Below are 21,518 nucleotides of genomic sequence, written 5' to 3'. Positions count from 1 at the left end.
CTCCTTACAGAATGATTAAGTTTGAAAGGAGAACACAATGAAATGGTTATTAATCATGCGGGTAATTTAAAGAAAGACTATTTTGTATCCTATATAAGATTAATAATGAATGCCCACCAATGTAATGTTGAAAATGCAAAGGATTATGTTTTTCAAAGTATGTTCAGACTCGAAAAAAACAGTTTAGGAAAGAAAACTTATCAGAGTTTCCTTGAAGCGTATCGAGAATTAAAAGAATCTAATTAAATAAGTAAATCAAAGGTGGGATAATGATGAAAGAAATATTAGATTCCATTGTAATTGGAGGAGGGCAAGCTGGTCTTGCGTCTGGTTATCACCTTCAAAAAAAAGGATTACAGTTTTTAATATTAGAAGCGAGTGAGCGAACAGCTGGGTCTTGGCCTTACTATTATGACAGTCTGAAATTGTTTTCTCCCGCACGTTTTTCATCGTTACCTGGAATGCAATTCCCAGGGCATCCTAATGATTATCCCACGAGGAACGAAGTGATTGATTACTTGCAAAATTATGTGGACAATTTTCAGCTACCAGTTATGTTAAATCAGCGAGTAGAATCTATAGAAAAAGAAGATGGAATATTTAAAGTTCAAACAGTCTCTGGAAAGACATTTTTGACTAGAACTATTATAAATGCAACTGGTTCTTTCCACAGTCCGTTTAATCCGATAATAAAGGATCAAGAGGAATTCAAGGGGAATATTATACATTCCGCTATGTATCGGAGTCCGAATCATTATATGAATCAAAGAGTAGTGGTGGTGGGGCGGAGAAATTCAGCTGTCCAAATTGCACTTGAACTGGCCGATGTAAGTAAAGTATCTTTAGCTGTACGAAAGCCTGTTCAACTCATGAAACAAAAAGTGTGGGGGAAGGATTTACATTTTTGGCTTAAGGTATTAGGCGTAGATACCTTTCCGTTTTGGCGATTTGGAAAAACAGCACCGAGTTCAGGTGGAGTCATCGATTTAGGTGATTACAAGGAACGATTAGCTAGGGGGAATCCAGATCAAAGGTCTATGTTTACATCTTTTTACACTGATGGTGTAGTTTGGCCTGATGGGAAGAAGGAGCCAATCGATACGGTCATTTTTGCAACGGGCTATCATCCTAATCTCTCTTACTTCAGTGCTATTGGAGCACTGGACTCGGAAGGAAAACCCTTACAAATAGCTGGTGTAAGTACAGAAGTCCAAGGGGTTTATTATGTTGGCTTAGAAGGTCAGCGCTCGTTTTCTTCTGCGACATTAAGGGGAGTTGGATCAGATGCTAAATTTGTTGTGAGAAAGCTAATAAGCTACTTAAAGATATGAGGTGAATAAGGGGGAGATAAGTATGGAGATTAGAAAAGCAATTGAACAAGATGCACAAGAAATTATGACTATTTATAATGAGGGTATCGAGGACCGTATTGCGACTTTAGAGACAGAAATAAAAACAGATACATATGTGATGGAATGGCTATTCCAACGAGAAAAAAGATATTCGGTAATTGTTATTGAAGAGAATTCTAAAATTGTCGGTTGGGCTTCTATTAATCCATATAGTCATCGATGCGCTTATCGAGGTGTAGGGGAGCTATCTATATACATAAAGAGAGAGTATCGTGGAAAAGGTTTGGGACAGAAGTTACTTTTAGCTTTAGAAAAGACCGGACAGCAAAATGAATTCTATAAATTTGTTTTGTTTACTTTTTCTTTTAATAATCTAGGGCAAGGCTTATATCGTAAAATGGGTTATCGTGAAGTAGGAGTGTTTGAAAAGCAGGGTGTAATGGACGGAGAACATGTTGATGTAATGATCATGGAAAAATTGTTATCTGCAGAATAAATAAAACTGTATCTGAAATTTAAATGGTAAAGGTATTTACACATTAGATGAGTTTGTGAATACCTTTATACCGCAATTATTTACATATACCTCGAATCCTTAAGTATAGTTCAAATAAGTAAATACTTATTAGAATTAGTAGGGGATTTATAAACTTTATCACCCTTTATATAGACATATAATTATTTACTTATGATATGATTTTAAAAAATACCTAAGAATTATCTATTAAAAAATGGGGGGATAGGATTGTTAGATCAATTGCTAATTGTAGGTATATATCTTTTGATAATTTACATGTGTTCATATGTTACGCTCGAATATCGGAAAAATAAAATTAGTAAGCAACATTTTCTGATATGGTTGATATTTATCTTTTTAACAGGACCTATAGGATTTATCGTTTATATCTTTTGGGATAAGAAAAAGAGTACAAATTTTAAATAAGGAAATCGAATGTAAAGATTCTGTAAAGATGAGAGTTTTTAGTTGAACATATAAGCAAATAGTTATATACTTATTTCGAAAGTGAGAATAAAGTAACTTGAAGGAATAATACGTTTTGTTTTTACACAACATATAAGCATATGCTTATGTAATTATAACGAGGTAGGTGTAGATATGGAAAAAACAGTTGTAGAAGTAACAAGAGCATCCCAATTACTGAAATTATTAGGAGATAAAACAAGATTAACAATTGTATCAATCCTTAAACAACGTGAATGCTGTGTATGTGAACTTCTTGAAGTATTTGATATGAGTCAACCTTCTATCAGTCAGCATCTTCGAAAGTTGAAGGATTTAGGTTTAGTGCAAGAAGAGCGTAGAGGTCAGTGGATTTATTATTCTTTAAATCAAGCAAGTGATTTATACACGCTTTTAGAAGATATTTTAGCACATATACCAGACCAAACAGAGAAAATTAAACAAATTGTGGAGAGCAATCCTACACTCCGGTGTGGTTGTTAATAAATAGTTAGAAAGGGAAGTGAGAAGGATGAGCAACACGGGGAAAAAACGTCTATCTTTCCTAGATCGATATCTAACCCTTTGGATTTTTCTCGCAATGGCAGTAGGGATTGGAGTTGGATATCTATCACCTGGATTCGTTGATGGAATGAATAGTCTGCAGGTAGGAACAACTTCTATACCACTTGCGATTGGCTTAATTTTAATGATGTACCCACCGCTTGCAAAAGTACGCTACGAAGAGATGGGGCGCGTTTTTAAAGATGTAAAAGTATTGGTATTATCACTGGTACAAAACTGGATTATTGGACCTGTTTTAATGTTTGCTTTGGCCGTTATATTCTTACCAGATAAGCCAGAATATATGGTGGGCTTAATCATGATAGGTTTAGCTCGTTGTATTGCGATGGTTATCGTATGGAATGACTTAGCGAAAGGTGATACAGAATATGCGGCAGGATTAGTAGCATTTAACTCTGTATTCCAAATGTTATTTTTCTCAGTATATGCTTATGTGTTTGTAACAGTTATTCCAGAATGGTTAGGAATTGAAGGTGCTGTTGTAGATATAACAATGGCAGAGGTTGCAAAATCAGTGTTTATATATTTAGGAATTCCATTCATCGCAGGAATGCTAACACGCTTAATTTTTGTGAAAACGAAAGGACGAGAATGGTATGAAAAAGTATTCATTCCAAAGATTAGTCCAATTACTTTAATCGCATTACTATTTACAATCATTGTGATGTTCTCTCTAAAAGGAGAAGTGATTGTTAGCGTACCATTTGATGTTGTACGTATTGCAATTCCGTTACTCATTTATTTTGTAATCATGTTCTTTGTCTCTTTCTTTATGGGCAAAAAGATTGGTGCAAGTTACGGTGTATCAACAACATTAGCGTTTACAGCTGGAAGTAATAACTTTGAATTAGCGATTGCAGTAGCTGTAGGTGTATTTGGAATTCAGTCAGGTGCAGCGTTTGCAGCAGTTATCGGACCTTTAGTCGAGGTTCCAGTTATGATAGCTCTTGTAAATGTAGCACTTTGGTTCCAGCGTAAATACTTTCAAACACAATAATAATAAACATTCATAATAAAGGTGGAATTATCATGGAAAACAAGAAAACGATTTACTTTTTATGCACAGGAAACTCATGTCGTAGCCAAATGGCAGAAGCTTGGGGTAAAAAATATTTAGGTGACAAATGGAATGTACTTTCTGCTGGTATTGAGGCACACGGAGTAAATCCGAATGCAATTAAAGCAATGAAAGAAGTAGACATTGATATTACGGACCAAACATCGGATATCATCGATCGTGACATTTTAGATAAAGCAGATCTAGTTGTAACACTTTGCGGTCACGCAAATGATGTATGTCCGACAACACCACCACATGTAAAACGAGTTCACTGGGGATTTGATGATCCAGCTGGTCAAGAGTGGTCTGTATTCCAAAAAGTTCGCGATGAGATTGGTGGACGTATTAAAAAGTTTGCTGAAACAGGAGAATAATTGAAAACAAAATAAGCCGAGAATCTTCTCGGCTTATTTTATAAAGAAGGGGAGAAATCAGAGATGAAAAAGATTGAAATTTTTGATCCTGCGATGTGTTGTTCTACTGGAGTGTGTGGACCAAGTGTTGATCCAGAGTTAATCCGTATTTCAGTTGCTGTTAACAACTTAAAGAATAAAGGAATTGATGTGACTCGTTATAATTTGGCAAGTGAACCAGATGCATTTGCTAATAATGTTGTTATTAGTCAACTATTAACAGATAAAGGACCAGACGTGTTGCCTGTAACTTTGGTAGATGGAAAAGTAGTGAAAGAAAAAAGTCACCTGACAAATGAAGAACTTACACAATTAACGGATATAACAGTAGAAGAGTTGAGTCAAAAGCCAGTCGTACGTTTAAAGTTAAACGTGAAAAAATAAAGAAAGAAGTGAAAGGCAATGACAAACTTATATAACCCAAACACAATAGCATTCACACCATTTTTGTTCTTTACTGGTAAAGGCGGAGTAGGAAAAACATCTACTGCATGTGCAACAGCTATTACGTTAGCTGATATGGGGAAACAAGTTTTATTAATAAGTACTGACCCAGCTTCTAATTTACAAGATGTGTTCGAAATAGAACTTACGAATAAACCGAAAGAAATTCCAAGTGTTCCAAATCTACAAGTAGCAAACTTAGATCCTGAAACAGCAGCACATGAATATAAAGAACGTGTTGTTGGTCCATACCGTGGAAAGCTCCCTGATGCTGTTATTGCAACGATGGAAGAGCAATTATCTGGAGCTTGCACAGTAGAAATGGCCGCATTTGATGAATTTTCTACGTTACTTACAAATAGAGAATTAACATCGAAATTCGATCACATTATTTTTGATACAGCACCAACAGGTCATACGTTACGTCTTCTTCAACTTCCTACGGCTTGGAGTGGTTTCCTGGAAGAAAGTACTCATGGGGCTTCTTGTTTAGGACCACTAGCAGGACTTGGTGATAAGAAAGAGTTATATAGTCAAACAGTTCAGGCACTATCTAATCCGAACCAAACGATGTTATTGCTTGTCACACGACCAGATAGTTCTCCATTACAAGAAGCGGAACGAGCAGCACAGGAATTAAAAGAAATTGGTGTTAGTAATCAATTTCTACTTGTAAATGGTATCTTGAAAGACTATGTACAAAATGATGATGTCTCAAATGCGCTGTTTAAGAGACAATCAAGTGCTTTAGAAAACATGGCAGAAGAATTAAAGAATCTTCCTACTTATGAAATTCCATTAGTACCGTTTAATGTTACTGGGATAGAGAATATGAGAAAACTGGTTCAACCAATGGAAAATCTCTCAATTTCGGATGAAGAAGCAAATACCGTCTCTATTCCTTCACTTCAGACATTGATTACTAATCTTTCAGAATCAGGAAAACGAGTAATTTTTACAATGGGAAAAGGTGGTGTCGGAAAGACTACGGTAGCTTCAGCAATTGCAGTTGGTCTGGCTGAAAAAGGACACCATGTACACTTAACTACAACTGATCCTGCAGCACATATTGATTATGTCATGCATGGAGAACAAGGGAATATTACGATAAGTCGAATTGATCCAAAAGTAGAAGTTGAAAACTATCGTAAGGAAGTCATAGAGCAAGCAAAAGATACAGTTGATGAAGAAGGTTTAGCGTATCTTGAAGAGGACCTACGTTCTCCTTGTACGGAAGAGATTGCAGTTTTTCGCGCTTTGGCCGATATTGTTGAAAGAGCTAATGATGAAATTGTAGTAATTGATACAGCACCAACAGGTCATACATTATTGCTACTAGATGCAGCACAAACATATCATAAGGAAATTGCACGTTCTACGGGTGAAGTACCACAGTCTGTGAAAAACTTATTACCACGTTTGCGTAATCCAGAAGAAACAAGCGTTGTAATTGTAACACTTGCAGAAGCGACACCAGTTCATGAAGCAAGCCGTCTACAAGGAGACTTAAAACGTGCGGATATTAATCCGAAATGGTGGGTTATCAATCAAAGTTTTTATGCAACACATACAAGCGATTCCGTGTTAAGAGGAAGGGCGCAGTCTGAAGTACAATGGATTCAAGCGGTGCAAAGGGAATCACAAAATAACTGTGTTATCATCCCTTGGCAATCGGATGATATTGTGGGATATGAGAAGCTTAAAGCTTTAGTGAAATAAAACATTTTTAATTAGTTACTATGAAGGGGAGAAATGAAAATGAATATTACAGATAAAGCAAAAGAGTTTATTGAAACTGCTATGAAAGAAAATGGTGTTACAACATTACGTTTTACATTTGATGGTGCTGGATGCTGTGGTCCTAGTTACGGTATTAATTTAGGCGAAGCAGAAGAAAATGATGTCACAGAAACAGTAAATGGTATTCAAGTTGCTATGGATCCAAAGGTTGTAGAATTAGTAAATACATTGACACTAGACTATGTAGAAGACCAACAAGGTGCAGGCCTTGTTATCAGTGGCGGATCTAACTGCTGCTAAATAATAATTGAAGGAGACTAACAAACATGACTAACTATCACGAACTCGTAAAAGGAAAAGTATATATTGGTGGAGTGGACGCTATACAAGACGCAGTAAAAAAACATGGGATTACAGAGGTGTTTGATTTACGTGCTGGAGGAGAGGAACCAGAAGGGTTTCCGGCTGGAACAAAACGTCATGCTTATCCAATCGTAGAAGGTGTAGAAGGGCAAGATGATTCAGTAAGAAATGCAATTGCAGCGATCAAGGAAGCTGTTGAACAAGATAAAAAAGTATTTTTCCATTGTTCTGGTGGACGCAATCGTACAGGTACAGTTGCAACGGGATTATTATTAGAATTAGGGCATGCTTCTAATGTGGAAGATGCAGAACAACAAGCAAAAATGGTTCGTTCTATTATTTCTATAAAACCAGAATTAAAACAAGTATTGCATAATTTATATCAAAATAAAGAAGTGAAATAGATACCTTTTTATAAGGTATCTTTTTTTATAAGTGCATGTATCGTATGCATAATAATGTCCAATACTGGGAATGATAACGAATTTTAGAGGGGGATGAGGATGGCAAAGCGTAATAATGAATGGACAGAGAGAAAAATAGAGAAGTATATAAAAGAAGGAAGAGGACAAGGAGAATTAAGTAATTATAAACCCTGGTTAACAATACAAAATGTATCTTCAAGAGGAAATAGTAATCGATTAAAGGGATGGAAAACAAATAGGGGGCATGAATTTTTATCTGATTTAGAAGAGAAATATTTTTTTACGCAAGAATGGAGAAAAGAAGTTATAGATATTCGTGAACAATTCCCTTTGAATAGAGAATTAACACATAAAATCTCAGAAGAGAAAGGGATTAATCATCCTATCTGTAAGAATACACAAACATTAGTTGTATTAACTACAGATTTTTTTCTTACGATTCGAAGTGGTGAAAAAATTAAATATATTGCTAGAACTGTAAAACCTAGCAATGAATTAGAAGATAGAAGAACGATTGAAAAATTTGAAGTTGAAAGAGAGTATTGGGCGAGAAAGGGAATTAGTTGGGGGATTGTGACAGAGAAAGATATTCCTATAGAGTTATCTGAAAATATATCTTGGGTATATGAACATTATTATTTAGAAGACATTAAGAATGTAACATTGGTCAAGGTATTTTTAAAGTATTTAATGAATTTTCAACAAGCTGATAAGAATCTTATTAGCCTTTGTAATGAATTTGATGAAAAATACAATTTAGATGTAGGTTCATCAATCAATTATTTTAAATACCTAGTAGCAAGAAAGGTCATTTCCGTAGATATGAGAGAAAAGAAGTTAAATCCAAACAGTTTATGTGTACAAGAAATAACTTTCAATCAAGGAGAAGGTGATAAATGTGATTACGCTATCAGTTAATGAAACATTTAAAGCAATTGATGACGAAAAAATATACAGAGTATTATGGATTGATGAGGGCAATATCATAGCATATTTGATTGATATATTTGATGAGAAGGCTCTCCCTTTTGCCGATACAATCAAGAATATCTATATGAGTTTTGTAAGTGAAAAATATAAAAAAGTCGAGACTCATGAATTATTTCCAGTTATAAATCATGAAGAATTGAAAGAAAACGACATTATTATTAGAGATAAAGCATGGAGTATTATAAAAGATTTAGTAACTCTGGAACCTAGTATTTATAAAAGAAATGAGAGAGGAAGACTAATTAATCCAGCAAAAGAAAAATTTGGTTGTTCTAAACAAACAGTATATAAATATTTAAGGAATTATTGGCAAAGAGGGAAAGTAAGAGATAGCTTAATTCCGGATTATAGAAATTGTGGTAACAAAGGACAGGATAAAAATTGGGGAGAACAAAAAACTGGTCGACCAAGAACAAGAAATAGTACAGGTATTAATGTTACCAAAGAGATAAAAGAAGTTTTTAAGAAGGCAGTTCAATATTATTATTTTACAAGCCCAGAGAATACACTGGTTTATACGTATAAGATGATGATTAGAGATGCTTTTCAGGCTGATGTTCGTTATAAAGACGGTACTAAATATATTGTAATTGAGAATGAAGATAGCATCCCTACATATCGACAATTTTATTATTGGTTTAATAAGGAGTACGGAGTAGAAGAAGTTATTACTGCGAAGTATGGCCGGAAAGAGTTTGAAAGAAATCATAGAGCTATTTTAGGCTCATCTTCTTTTGAGGTTCGAGGACCAGGATCTAGTTATCAAATTGATGCAACAGTTGCTAATGTATATATAACATCTCGGTATAATTCTGATTGGGTAGTAAAGAGACCAATTATTTATTTTGTGGTAGATGTATTTACACATATGATTACAGGTTTTTATGTTGGATTAGAAGGTCCTTCATGGGTTGGGATGATGATGGCATTATTTAATGCAACTGTTAATAAAAAAGAGTTTTGTGAGAGCTACGGTATCCATATTACAAATGAGTGTTGGCCAGCTGCACATTTACCAAAGGAGATTATAGGAGATCGTGGAGAGCTAGAAGGATATAATGTAAATCACTTAAGAGATGCATTAGGTATAAAGGTCAAAAATAATCCAGCTTTTCGTCCAGATTGGAAAGGGATTGTAGAAAAATTATTTGATACATCACAAGAAAAGATACGTCCTTTTTTGCCAGGGTATGTGTCAAAGGATTGGGGGAAACGTGGTGCAAAAGATCCTCGTTTAGAGGCAAAGCTAGATATTGAACAATACACAAAAGTTATCCTTCATTTTATTCTTCATTATAATAAAAATTTTTATATGAAAGATTATATACGTGATGAAAATATGATAGCAAATAACATAAAACCAACTCCAATTGAATTATGGAGTTGGGGAGTGAAAAACAATGGTGGATTATTAAGGATAGATGATCCAGATAAAATAAAATTCTATTTGATGCCAAGAGGACATGCAACGGTAACAGCAAAAGGCATTAAATTTGAAAAGATGCTATACAGTTGTGAAACAGCAATTCAAAAATCTTGGTTTGCTACAGCAAGGACAGAAAAAAGCTGGAAGGTAGATATCTCTTATGATCCTCGAAATATGAATAATATCTATATTCATACAAAAGATGAGCAGATTTTTGAAACATGCTATTTATTAAAGCATCAAGAGAGGTATCAAAATAAAACTTTAGATGAAATTAGACAATTGCATACGCTAGAAAGCAAAAGTTTCAAAAGTGAGGAACATACGTTATTACAAAGAGAGATAAACTTTTTTGATAGCATTCAATCAATTGTTGAGGAAGCAGTTAAGGAAGTAAATCAAAAACAAACAAAGAATTTATCAAAGGCCGAGAAGATTAAAGATATTAAACAAAATACCAAGTTGGAAAGAAAAGTAAGAAGAGTAGAAGAAGTATTTAAGCTTGAAAATGATGACAAGCAAGCTTTGATAGAAGATACGCCTAAAGAGAAAAAAGAAGAGAAATTTGAACGAAAGTCAGTAAAAGAGTTATTTAATAGGACAAGGAGGAAAAAATAGTGAGTGATAATTTAAGAGAAGTTCAGTTGGATAATGGAACATATGCCTTATTAGCCCATTATCAGACTCAGGAATTAGTTGAATATCAAGGAAATCCTTTAATAGAAGCTTTACCTAGTATCTTGTCATACGGGGAAGCTTTTGAACAATTGAGTTTTCTTCCAAATTATCATGAAAAAGAAAGAAATCTATCAGATCATCATCGTTATCATGCCTTATTACGTTTAACCCGTTTTTTTCAACCAATTGGTCAAACACTCGATTTAGAAAGAAGATTCTCACGGTTTTTACGCTATGGTTATGTAAATCGTAATCCCCTTCAAAAACAACATGTTCAAATTTTAAATGAATTACATCATAAACTAGTAAATAATGAAGAGTTCGGTTTGTCAGCAGACATAAGGGCGACTGCATCTAGTTTTACGTTGATGGGATTCTCCGGGATTGGAAAGTCAACAGCTATTGAGCGAATACTTTCGTTATATCCTCAACTAATTATCCATCGACATCCGCTTAATACAATTCAGGTTGTTTGGTTAAAGTTAAATTGCCCCCACGATGGATCTTTAAAATCCTTGTGTCAAAGTTTTTTTGAAAAAATAGATCAATTAATTGGAACAAATTATCTTGAAAGGTATGGAAAAACCTCTAATTCAATAAGTTCTATGGTAACTAGAATGGGACAAATCTCACGATTGCATTGTGTAGGAGCGCTAATAATTGATGAAATTCAGCATCTCTTAGCTACAAAAGGAGTCGCATCAGAGAAGATGATGAATTTTTTCGTTACCCTCATTAATGAAATAGGAATTCCGGTTATGCTGATTGGAACTATGAGAGCAAGAACACTTTTACAAAAGGATTTTAGGCAGGCACGTAGAGGAAGTGGGCAAGGCGATATGATTTGGCAACAAATAAACAATAAAGAAGATTGGGAAGTTTTAATTACAAGTATGTGGGATTATCAATGGACAAAGAAATATGTAGAACTTGACCGAGACTTAATAGATATAATCTACGAAGAAAGCCAAGGTATAGTAGATATAGCGGTAAAGCTGTTTGTATTAGCTCAGGGAAGAGCTATTGAAACGGGAATAGAGAAAATTTCAGTAGAACTAATTAAAAAAGTTAATAAGGAAGATTTAAAGCTTGTGCAACCTATGTTGAAAGCTCTTAAATCGGGTCTTGAAGCAGAGATAGCACAATATGAAGATATAATACCCCTAGATATACAAGATTATATGTTGAATAAGATGCCAGTAATTGATATGAAGGCAAAAATTCAAGCTAAGAAAGAAAAAATTGCAAAAGAGCGTCTGAAAATAGAACCAACAAAGTTAGAAAAAATTATTCTTTCACTTATAAATTTAGATGTTAATGAAAGAGACGCGGAACAGGCTGCAAAATATGTATTAGGAAAATTCCCTAGTTTCAATATTGCAGATTTAATGAAAGAAGCATTACGTTATATTGGGGAAAGAGAAAACAAAAGAAAAAAAATAAAAACCGAAGCAGTAGATGAAAATGTACTACAACTTATTATTAATAATGGTAGAAAGACAAAAATATCTGCGTATGAAGCCTTGAATACTGAGGGATACATCAAAAGTTCATTAGAAGATTATTGTTTTAATGATTAAGATTTTCGAAGAAACACGCAATTAAATGAGGGTTTTCATAAAGGAGATAGAAGATGCTTAAGTATTTTCCTAAACCATATGAAGAGGAGCTATTTTACAGCATAGTAGCTAGGTATCATTTTCATGGTACAGATATATTCAAAGAAAACACTATGAAGGATTTATTTAAAAGTACGGTAATGTTTTTAGGAATTGAATCAATCTCCCACCATATAAAACATTTGGTGGATAAGGTAAAGCTATTTTCAGATTCGTACACTACAGATTATTTTTTAGATAAACATACGATGTTGCCTTTTGTTAAAGCATTTAAAACGAAAAATTGGTATGAAAATATATTAACAAAATTAAACGATGAGGAAGTAATAAAATTCAATTATGCATTGTATAGTTCCAAAAAAGGAGATGTGAAATCTAAAGAGCATCTTTACTATTGTGCAGAGTGTTTAAAAGAGCAGTATCAACTTTACGGTGAAGGATATTGGAACAGATTAAATCAAATACCAGGGGTATTTGTATGTATTAAACATCAGGTTCCATTAATCAAGCATCCTGTTAATATTGTTAAAATAAAAAATCACAATTTTATTTATCCCAATCCAAAGAATAAACATAGTCATGAAGTATATTATGGAACTAAGCTTATGGGTGAATTAATAAGCATTGCTCAAGATATAGATTATTTACTACACAAAGATTTTTCGTCTTTTTCAAAAGAATATTATCTTGAGAAATACGAAACACTTTTGAAGGTTAATGGAATTGGGTATCCGATGTTGAAAAGACATAGGCGATTAAGTGAATTACTTCAAGACCATTACTCACAAACACTATTAGAAATGTTGAATTCATCATTTCTAATAGATGATAGAACATCGTGGATTAAATATGTTTTAGGAGAAAGTGGGATATATGCCTGTCACCCCATTAGGCACATTTTAGTTATGCGATGTTTATGCGGAACTGCAAAAAACTTTTTTGAAAAAGAATATGCGTATGAACCTTTTGGAAAAGGACCTTGGATTTGTATGAACCCTTTAGCTGATCATTATTTACAAAAATGTGTAGAGAAAGTAGAAGTTAGCGTTCACGGTTTAAATCGAGAAGTTCAAGGAGATTTTGTGTGTAGTTGTGGGTTTGTTTATCGGCTTAGGGAGTGGGAACAAAACCCCTTAGCAGTTCCGTATTTCAATAACAGGATTATGCAAAAAGGACATGTTTGGGAGCGAGAATTTAACAAACTTTTATCTAATCAATTAACACAGAAAGAAATAGCCTTGCGAACGAATTTTTCAACAAATACAATACGAAAAATATTGAATGATAGAGAAAACATAACGATAAATATATCAAAGCAAGAAAAATTAGTGATAGAGCAGAGAAAGAAAACATTACAATATAAACAAGAATGGGTAAAACTTCGAAATGAATATCCTAATTATACACGAGCAAGTTTGAATATCCTAAATAGAGCCGCGTATGCCTGGTTAAATAAATATGATAAAAGTTGGCTAGAAGAACATTCGCCTTCTTCAGTTTCAGGTAAGAATATGAGCAAGAGAAACGCAGGCGATTATCATACGGAAGATCTAGCCTATGTAGAGGAAGCTAAAAAAATTATTCATGATTGGGAAAAGTATGAAGAAATTAGAGGGAAACTAATTAGAAAAACGTATGCGGCAATTAGTACAATATTAGCTTCATATAATAAGCTTGCAGTTAAACAAAACTACCCTTTATTGGTGGGGTATATTTCTACTCTTGAGGAATCCGTACAAGATTTTCAAAAGAGAAGGGTTAGACACCAATTAGATACAAGGTTTAAAGGGAAAGTCGTTACTTTATCGGAGATGATAGATAGTGCTGGGGTAAAAGTGGCTATCAAAAATGGTGTAGGAAATATAAAGGAATACGTAGAAAAATTAGTTAGAGATCACAATAATGAGAATTTTATACTACAGGAAGAAAAACATGGTATGAACAAGTAGTACAGAACTATCTTGTACTTTAAGGTAAATTTAAATATGAATTATTGTCTCGTTAGTCTAGAACTATCTTGTAATAATAAGAAAGAATGCCTATCTGTAATGGGCATTCTTTTTATTTATAGTTTAGAACTTTGTTGTAATAAGACAGCTATTTTGATTAAAATAAGTTAAAAAACATATTAATAGGGGATACAAATGATTAATTACTTTTGTATACCATAACTAGAATGAGTGGTTTTTATAAAATTGAAATTTCTATGTTGATTATACAAAAATTACATATGAGATTCGAGGAAATATAAATTTGGAAGCTTTAAAGGTAAATTTATTTTTTACTCTTTCTAAACGGATGTTTTGTATAGAAGAATACAAAACATCCATTATTTTATACGTGTTCTTGATAGTCATCAGGGTTTAAATTGTATATAAACCTTGATGATTATCAAGATTTATATAAATATAATTAGTTTAATCATAAGGAGATGATGGATATTTTAATATCTCAGTAATCTTTTAAATTTTCGGAATAATTTGTTTTACATTTTGTTATAATCCTATATCATATACATACAGGATAAATTTGGAAGAGTTTTAAGGTGAAGTTTCGTATCTATGTAATATCGATAGTAGTTTTAAATGACTAAATAATACTATTCATGTATACGAGGTGAAACAAATGGGGAGACGAGTAAGCGAGAAGAAAACAAAAGAGCAGTTTTTATATGAAAGAAGAAGACAATTAGAAATAATGGAAGGTATTAGTAGCATCTGCAAAGGATGCGATATTTATATAGAATTGAGAAAAACAAAAGCACATAAAGAAGTTGCCAATACATGCGCAAGGAATTGTAAGTTGATTAGTAACGTACAAAAGGAGACAAAGATGTTTTTAGAAACAATTCGATAAAATGAGAAGGGAGGGAAGTAACAGTTGAAATAAATCTATAAAACTTTATAAAAGACCCTCTAATTATTATAAAGTTTAAGTAATAATAATTAGAGAGGTGATATAGATGAAGTACTATTCCATAGGTGAATTTGCTAATTTAATAGGAAAGACAACTCAAACGTTAAGAAACTGGGATAAACAAAATGTTTTTAAACCACATCACGTAACGGATAGGGGTTATCGATATTACTCACAAGAACAACTTAATCACTTTTTGGGTATTAAAGGTGAAATGCAGTTAAACAAAATAGTGATAGGATACTGTAGAGTTAGCTCTCATAAACAGAAAGATGATTTGGAAAGACAAATTGATAACGTAAAAACGTATATGTTTGCTAAAGGCTATCAATTTGAAATCATCACTGATATAGGAAGTGGGATTAGCTATAATAAAAAGGGATTAAATGAACTAATTGATAAGGTCACTAATTCGGAAGTAGAAAAAATTGTTATTCTATATAAAGATCGGTTAATTCGATTCGGGTATGAATTAATCGAAAACCTATGTAATAAATATGGAACGACTATTGAGGTCATTGACCATACAAAAAAGACCGAGAAACAAGAATTAGTAGAAGATTTAATTCAGATTGTCACTGTTTTCAGCTGTAGATTGCAAGGCAAAAGAGCCAATAAAGCCAAGAAGATGATTAAGGAGTTGATGAAAAATGATACTTGCGAGGAAAGTAAGAATAAGACCAAATAAAGAACAAGAACATCAACTTTGGAAATCCGTTGGAACAGCCCGATGGGCTTATAATTGGACATTAGGTAAACAAGAAGAAAATCACAAGCACGGTGGTAAATTTCTATCTGACGGCCTCCTTCGTAAAGAATTAACCGTTCTGAAACAAACAGAAGAATATGTATGGCTATACGAAGTATCCAATAACATTACAAAGCAAGCGATCAAAGATGCTTGTGAAGCATATAAGCGATTCTTCAAGGGGCTGGCTAATAAACCATGTTTCAAAAGCAGAAGAAAATCCAAGCCGTCTTTTTACAACGATAATGTGAAATTGAAAGTTCGAAATAACGAAGTGTTGATTGAAAAAGTTGGATGGATGAAAATTTCAGAATCATTACCAGTCGATGTAAAGTATAAGAATCCACGTATTCATTTCGACGGAAAGTATTGGTATTTGTCCGTTGGCGTAGAAAACGAATGTCCCAAAATAGAATTAACAGATGTCTCACTAGGTATTGATGTTGGTGTGAAGGAACTGGCTGTTTGCTCGGATGGAGAGAAAAAGAAAAATATCAACAAAACACAAACAGTAAAAAAGGTAGAGAAACGACTTCGTAGGTTGCAACGTCAAGTTTCTCGCAAATATGAAATAAATAAGGAGGGAAACCGTTTCATCAAAACCGGCAACATTATAAAAGTCAAAAAGAAAATACAACACTTGCATAGAAGGTTGACCAATATCAGAACAAATTATCTTCATCAAGTCACGAAAGATATCGTGAAAACCAAGCCATATCGAATCGTGATGGAAACCTTGAACATCAAAGGAATGATGAAGAATAAGCACTTGTCTAAAGCTATTGCAAAACAATGTTTATATGAGCTTAAGCGACAAATTCAATATAAAAGCGAAAAATACGGTATTGAATTTATTGAAGCTGATAAATGGTATCCATCTTCTAAGATGTGTTCAAGTTGTGGGAGCATCAAGAAAGATCTAAAGCTGTCTGATCGCATATACAAATGTGCTTGTAGTCATGTCATAGATCGGGATTTGAATGCAGCCATCAACTTGTCACGTTATGAATTAGCCAATTAACACCTAAACGTTATGGCTAATATGTAGGATGCGTTGTATCCGAATTTACGCCCTCGGAGAGTTATATCAAACGGTAGTAGCTTTGGCAAAACCGGACTCGTAGAACAGGGAAATAAACAAACTTTATAGACTTTTATAAGGTTTTGGCAACGGAATAGGTATGAATCAATCATATAGCAGCTTGAATCGCGATGAGTCATTAAATAAAACTATAACACAAGATTCTAATGCAAGAAGTATTAAGCCAATGGCTTATCCAGAAGGAAACACTTTTGAAATTAAGGAAATAGGAAATTATAAGGTACTATCAAAACAGGAAAGTTTAAAATTATTTCAGCGGTACAAACATGGTGAAAAGGATCTACGTGATTATTTATTTCATGTGAATGTAGGACTAGTATTATCTATTGCAAGAAAGTACAAAAACAAGCACCCTGATATAGAGTTTGATGATCTGGTTCAAGAAGGAAATGAGGGAATGTTACGAGCAATGGAAGATTTTAATCCGGCTTTAGGCTATTGCTTTTCCACATACGCTTTTTGGTGGATACAAAAAAGTATGTTAGGAATTATATGTAAAAAAAAGTCTGGGCCTTTTAAAATACCTAATTATGTGAATCAATTTAATTTAAAATATGTCGAGTTAGAAGATAAATATTTACAAATGTATAACAGAACCCCTACGGTGGAGGAAGTTGTAAAAGAGTTAGATGTAACAAGCGAAACAGTCATTAGGCACAACGTATATTATAAGCGAGCTACTACTATGACTTTGGATATAGATACAATAAATGAAGATATAGGTATGTCGAAGCCATTCTATGATGATAATTCAGCAATTCCTTTAATAAATGAGATAGTAATTGAAGACTTAAATTACGAGATATGGTTAATATTTGATGAAGTATTAAACCCAAAACAAAAGATGGTACTAAATCTATGTTTTGGTCTTTTAGATGGTAAAGTGTATTTGCATAAAGAAATTGCAAAAGCACTTATGATAACAACTGAAAGAGTGTCACAAATAAAGGAAGAAGCAATTAAAAAATTGAAGAAATGTGACTATAAAGATGAGATTTTTAATCTACTACATGAAAAGTTGAAAGTTATGGATGAACTTAATATGGCGTGAAAATATATACTCGTATATATCTGAATATTTAGTGCGACGAGTGTATTGCATCTTTTTCTATCTAAAAGTTGGAAACAAATTGATGTATTAAGGGGATAACATGTACTATAACCTCAATAGATGTAAAATAAAAAGAAGGATAAATGGGTGCAACCTGTTTATCCTTTTTTTATTTATTATGCTTTAAAAAATAATATTACCTTTATTTTTCCTTAGTTTTTCTATAGAAATATCTCATGATTAATTATGAAGGATAAATAATTTAATTACTCTCATTAATGAGGTACCAATAGAAAGGAGGCCATTGTTGTTATATGCAAAATAATAGAAAAAGAAACGTAATTAAGGAAAGGATTAGACAAGAAAAAGAACGACGAGAACGATTATTAGCTGAGGAAGAAGAACAATATGAGGATATTCATGAGAATCAAGTAAGTGAGAAATTCCAACAAGAGCATTTGGAACAACAGTTGAAACAAAGTGAAAATAGAGAAGAAAGTGTAGTTTTAAATACACCTAAAAATGAAGCTTCAAATAGTAATCCGGCTCTTGATTGGATTACGACAATTCAAAAACAGTCAAGCACTTCGGAAAGCAATTTTAATAAAGAACAACCAGAAGTAGAAGAAGGTAGAAAAGCAGAGGAAGAAGCAAGGAAACGTAAAGAAGCGGAAGCACGTAGAAAAGCAGAGGAAGAAGCGAGGGAACGTGAAGAAGCGGAAGCACGTAGAAAAGCAGAGGAAGAAGCGAGGAAACGTAAAGAAGCGGAAGCACGTAGAATGGCAGAAGAAGAAGCAAGGGAACGTGAAGAAGCGGAAGCACGTAGAAAAGCAGAGGAAGAAGCGAGGAAACGTGAAGAAGCGGAGGCACGTAGAAAGGCAGAGGAAGAAGCAAGGAAAAGTGAAGAAGCGGAAGCGCGTAGAAAGGCGGAAGAAGAAGCAAGGAAACAGGCTGAAGCACGACGGAAAGAAGAAGAGAAAAAACTTGAAGAAGTAAGAAAAAGAAGATTAGAGGAAGAAAAGAGAATAGAAGAACAAAAGAGACAAAAAATAGTTGTGGTTAAAAGAGAACCAGAAAGTGATGAAATTAATTTAAATAAGAAAAGAAATCTACCAAATGAAACTAGATTTAAACAAGAAGAGAAAGAAGTAATCGATAAAAAAGGAATCTTAAATAATATGAAAAAATATAAGTACGCTATTATAGGAATCGCATCGATTGTTTTATTAATATTAGCAGGTTTTGCCTTTAGCAATTTGAAGAATTCACAGGCTGCATCTGCAAATAATGTAAATAGTTTAGAAGTTAACGCGAATCTAATAAATGGATTAAGGTTATCTGCAGTTCAAAAATATCAAGATGCTGCCTTGGAATTTGATAAAGTGGATTATAAAAAGTTAGGAAAAGAAGATAAAAAGGCAGTTTTATTTACTTATCTTTTAAGCGGTAAAGCACAAAAGGCTATTGACTTAGAGCAAGATTTTGCAGAATCAGTAGTTTCATATTATATAGCTGTAGATAATTTGAAAAAAGTAAAAGAACTCAAAACAAAAAATCCACTAATTCATTTTGAAATTGCAGCATTAGATGACAGACATGAAGAAGTTATTAAATTAAAAGACCATGTTCCACTAGATGGCAGAAGAGAAGGAATTATTGTTAATAGTTATTTGAAATTAAATAAATCTGAGGAAGCTAAAAAGTTTGCTCAAAAGGTTGGAAATAAAGATTTACTTGAAAAAATTAATAATTCTGCACCTAATAGCTCTGCTACCTCTGTAGCAACTATTAGTGCAGGTTAAGTAATGGGGAGGAATTGATTGTGCCATTAGATTATTCGAAAATTTTTAAGAAAGTTTTACTTGCTACTACTGCTACTACCCTAAGTGTTGGGGTAGTTTCAGGCTGCTCGCTGTTTACTTCGGAAAAAAAGAGCACCAAAACAGCATCAGTATCTAAAAAGAAAAAAGATACGGAAAAAGAAAAGAAGAAAGATGAGAAAAAAGATGAAAGTAAGGATGCAACAACTGAGAATTTAAATACTAATGATTTTGATGAAATCATTGATAATGCAAAACGTAGCTCAGATCAAAATTTAGCCGGAATCATTGAAAATAACAAAACCAAAAAGAAATTTGATGATTTAACGGATTCAATTGCGATCGCGGCTATAAATTCAGATAGAAATCTAGCATCAGTTATTGACAGTGATAAATCAAATAATCGTTTTTCAGATTTAAATACTTCAATAGCATCAGCAACAAACAATCCTTCTGTCTCGGATAATAAGGGTAGTAAGAACTTTGTATTTGGTGGCGATCTAAATATCAATGATGGAGTGGCTAGTGCAGATAATTTAATACCTCCAATTAATAATGATAAAAAGCCAACAACTTCTGGAGACTCTAGTGGCGGAGGAGATACAAAACCGCCAACAAGCGGCGATGGTAATAATGGCGGAGGAGATACAAATCCACCAACAGGCGGCAATGGTAACGATGGTGGAGGAAATACAAACCCACCAACAGGCGGCGATGGTAACGACGGTGGAGGAGGTACAAACCCACCAACAGGCGGCGATGGTAACGATGGTGGTACAACAAAACCAGAGAAACCTGAAAAAGATACAGTGGCACCAGTAATTACAGCAAAACAAGGTGTGACAGTATATGTCGGTGATAGTCTAAGTGCAGACGATTTAGTAGAAGTAAAAGATAATAAAGATCCAAATCCAGTAGTGACAGTAGGAGCGTATGATACAAGTAAGGCAGGGGAAATTCAAGTAGCAGTAATGGCAACAGATGCATCAGGAAATCGCTCAAGTACAACAGTAACCATTAACGTAGTAGAAAAAGAAGAGGAAAAAGATACGGAAGCACCAATAATTACAGCGAAGCAAGGTGTGACAGTACATGTAGGAGATAGTCTAACTGCAGGAGACTTAGTAGAGATAAGTGATAATAAAGATCCGAATCCAGTAGTAACAGTGGGAGATTACGATACAAGTAAGGCGGGAGAAATTCAAGTAACAGTAACGGCAACAGATGCATCAGGAAATCGCTCAAGTACAACAGTAACTGTTAACGTAGTAGAAAAGGAAGAGGAAAAAGATACAGAAGCACCAGTAATTACAGCAAAACAGAGTGTAACTGTACATGTAGGAGATAGCTTAAATGCAGGTGATTTAGTAGAAGTAAGTGATAATAAAGATCCGAATCCAGTAGTAACAGTAGGAGCGTATGATACAAGTAAGGCAGGGGAAATTCAAGTAACAGTAACGGCAACAGATGTATCAGGAAATCGCTCAAGTACAACAGTAACGGTGAAAGTAGTAGAAAAAGAAGAAGAGAAGGATACAGAAGCACCAGTACTTACAGCGAAGCAAGGTGTGATAGTACATGTCGGGGATAGCTTAAATGCAGGTGATTTAGTAGAAGTAAAAGATAATAAAGATCCAAACCCAGTAGTAACAGTAGGTGCATATGATACAAGTAAGCCAGGCACAATATCAGTTCAAGTAACGGCAACTGATATTGCGGGTAACAGCTCAACTGTAACGGTAACAGTAAAAGTAGTAGAAAAAGAAGAAGAGAAGGATACAGAAGCACCAGTACTTACAGCGAAGCAAGGTGTGATAGTACATGT

The 21,518-nt window shown here is 33.8% G+C and carries 20 protein-coding genes; all 20 read left to right on the top strand.

Annotation, left to right across the window (positions count from 1 at the left end; genetic code table 11):
- The first annotated feature begins 42 nt into the window (after nt 1-42).
- Nucleotides 43-246 (top strand): hypothetical protein, encoded by a 204-nt coding sequence (locus JDS95_RS26325; RefSeq protein WP_000236376.1) that lies wholly within the window; start codon nt 43-45, stop codon nt 244-246.
- Between the two features lie 26 nt (nt 247-272).
- Entirely contained in the window at nt 273-1,331 is a 1,059-nt protein-coding gene (locus JDS95_RS26320; RefSeq protein ID WP_199690881.1) for a flavin-containing monooxygenase, read from the top strand.
- Between the two features lie 22 nt (nt 1,332-1,353).
- Nucleotides 1,354-1,848, top strand: a complete 495-nt coding sequence (locus JDS95_RS26315) for an arsinothricin resistance N-acetyltransferase ArsN1 family A (RefSeq protein ID WP_199690880.1) — start codon at nt 1,354-1,356, stop codon at nt 1,846-1,848.
- A gap of 621 nt (nt 1,849-2,469) precedes the next feature.
- Entirely contained in the window at nt 2,470-2,817 is a 348-nt protein-coding gene (locus JDS95_RS26310; protein ID WP_000416311.1) for an ArsR/SmtB family transcription factor, read from the top strand.
- A gap of 28 nt (nt 2,818-2,845) precedes the next feature.
- Complete coding sequence (gene arsB, locus JDS95_RS26305) at nt 2,846-3,895, top strand: ACR3 family arsenite efflux transporter (RefSeq protein ID WP_000072357.1); 1,050 nt, start codon at nt 2,846-2,848, stop codon at nt 3,893-3,895.
- 32 nt (nt 3,896-3,927) lie between these two features.
- Nucleotides 3,928-4,332, top strand: coding sequence for an arsenate reductase (thioredoxin) (arsC, locus tag JDS95_RS26300; protein WP_000428326.1), 405 nt, complete (start codon nt 3,928-3,930; stop codon nt 4,330-4,332).
- A 63-nt stretch (nt 4,333-4,395) separates the two neighbouring features.
- Nucleotides 4,396-4,755, top strand: a complete 360-nt coding sequence (arsD, locus tag JDS95_RS26295) for an arsenite efflux transporter metallochaperone ArsD (RefSeq protein WP_000717836.1) — start codon at nt 4,396-4,398, stop codon at nt 4,753-4,755.
- A gap of 18 nt (nt 4,756-4,773) precedes the next feature.
- On the top strand, nt 4,774-6,534 hold the full coding sequence (arsA, locus tag JDS95_RS26290) for an arsenical pump-driving ATPase (RefSeq protein ID WP_000183542.1): 1,761 nt from the start codon (nt 4,774-4,776) through the stop codon (nt 6,532-6,534).
- Nucleotides 6,535-6,573: 39 nt separating this feature from the next.
- A complete protein-coding gene (locus JDS95_RS26285) occupies nt 6,574-6,855 on the top strand; it encodes a HesB/IscA family protein (protein WP_001027744.1) in 282 nt (93 codons plus the stop codon).
- Between the two features lie 26 nt (nt 6,856-6,881).
- Nucleotides 6,882-7,322, top strand: coding sequence for a protein-tyrosine phosphatase family protein (locus JDS95_RS26280; RefSeq protein ID WP_199690879.1), 441 nt, complete (start codon nt 6,882-6,884; stop codon nt 7,320-7,322).
- A gap of 99 nt (nt 7,323-7,421) precedes the next feature.
- Nucleotides 7,422-8,261 carry a TnsA endonuclease N-terminal domain-containing protein gene (locus JDS95_RS26275; RefSeq protein WP_199690878.1) on the top strand — a complete coding sequence of 280 codons (840 nt, stop codon included), beginning with the start codon at nt 7,422-7,424 and terminating at the stop codon, nt 8,259-8,261.
- Entirely contained in the window at nt 8,242-10,377 is a 2,136-nt protein-coding gene (locus tag JDS95_RS26270) for a Mu transposase C-terminal domain-containing protein (RefSeq protein ID WP_199690877.1), read from the top strand. Before JDS95_RS26275 ends, JDS95_RS26270 begins: the two co-directional genes overlap by 20 nt.
- A complete protein-coding gene (locus JDS95_RS26265) occupies nt 10,377-12,017 on the top strand; it encodes an ATP-binding protein (RefSeq protein WP_199690876.1) in 1,641 nt (546 codons plus the stop codon). Before JDS95_RS26270 ends, JDS95_RS26265 begins: the two co-directional genes overlap by 1 nt.
- Nucleotides 12,018-12,070: 53 nt before the next feature.
- The gene (locus tag JDS95_RS26260; RefSeq protein ID WP_199690875.1) at nt 12,071-14,005 is read left to right on the top strand and encodes a TnsD family Tn7-like transposition protein; all 1,935 of its coding nucleotides are present in this window, start codon (nt 12,071-12,073) and stop codon (nt 14,003-14,005) included.
- 676 nt (nt 14,006-14,681) lie between these two features.
- Nucleotides 14,682-14,912 carry a hypothetical protein gene (locus JDS95_RS26255; RefSeq protein ID WP_000533697.1) on the top strand — a complete coding sequence of 77 codons (231 nt, stop codon included), beginning with the start codon at nt 14,682-14,684 and terminating at the stop codon, nt 14,910-14,912.
- A 106-nt stretch (nt 14,913-15,018) separates the two neighbouring features.
- On the top strand, nt 15,019-15,660 hold the full coding sequence (locus JDS95_RS26250) for an IS607 family transposase (RefSeq protein ID WP_085451172.1): 642 nt from the start codon (nt 15,019-15,021) through the stop codon (nt 15,658-15,660).
- Entirely contained in the window at nt 15,623-16,741 is a 1,119-nt protein-coding gene (locus JDS95_RS26245) for an RNA-guided endonuclease InsQ/TnpB family protein (protein WP_000599429.1), read from the top strand. Before JDS95_RS26250 ends, JDS95_RS26245 begins: the two co-directional genes overlap by 38 nt.
- A gap of 160 nt (nt 16,742-16,901) precedes the next feature.
- On the top strand, nt 16,902-17,873 hold the full coding sequence (locus JDS95_RS26240) for a sigma-70 family RNA polymerase sigma factor (protein ID WP_002046616.1): 972 nt from the start codon (nt 16,902-16,904) through the stop codon (nt 17,871-17,873).
- 314 nt (nt 17,874-18,187) lie between these two features.
- Nucleotides 18,188-19,675: a hypothetical protein gene (locus JDS95_RS31300; RefSeq protein WP_052943524.1), complete on the top strand. Its 1,488-nt coding sequence runs from the start codon at nt 18,188-18,190 to the stop codon at nt 19,673-19,675.
- 20 nt (nt 19,676-19,695) lie between these two features.
- A partial coding sequence (locus JDS95_RS26230; RefSeq protein WP_199690874.1) for an adhesin occupies nt 19,696-21,518 on the top strand: 1,823 nt, incomplete at its 3' end.

The sequence above is a fragment of the Bacillus cereus group sp. N24 genome, assembly GCF_016483345.1.
Lineage (GTDB): Bacteria > Bacillota > Bacilli > Bacillales > Bacillaceae_G > Bacillus_A > Bacillus_A toyonensis.
Note: the sequence above shows the minus strand (reverse complement) of the source record. Positions and strands in the feature narration are given on the sequence as shown.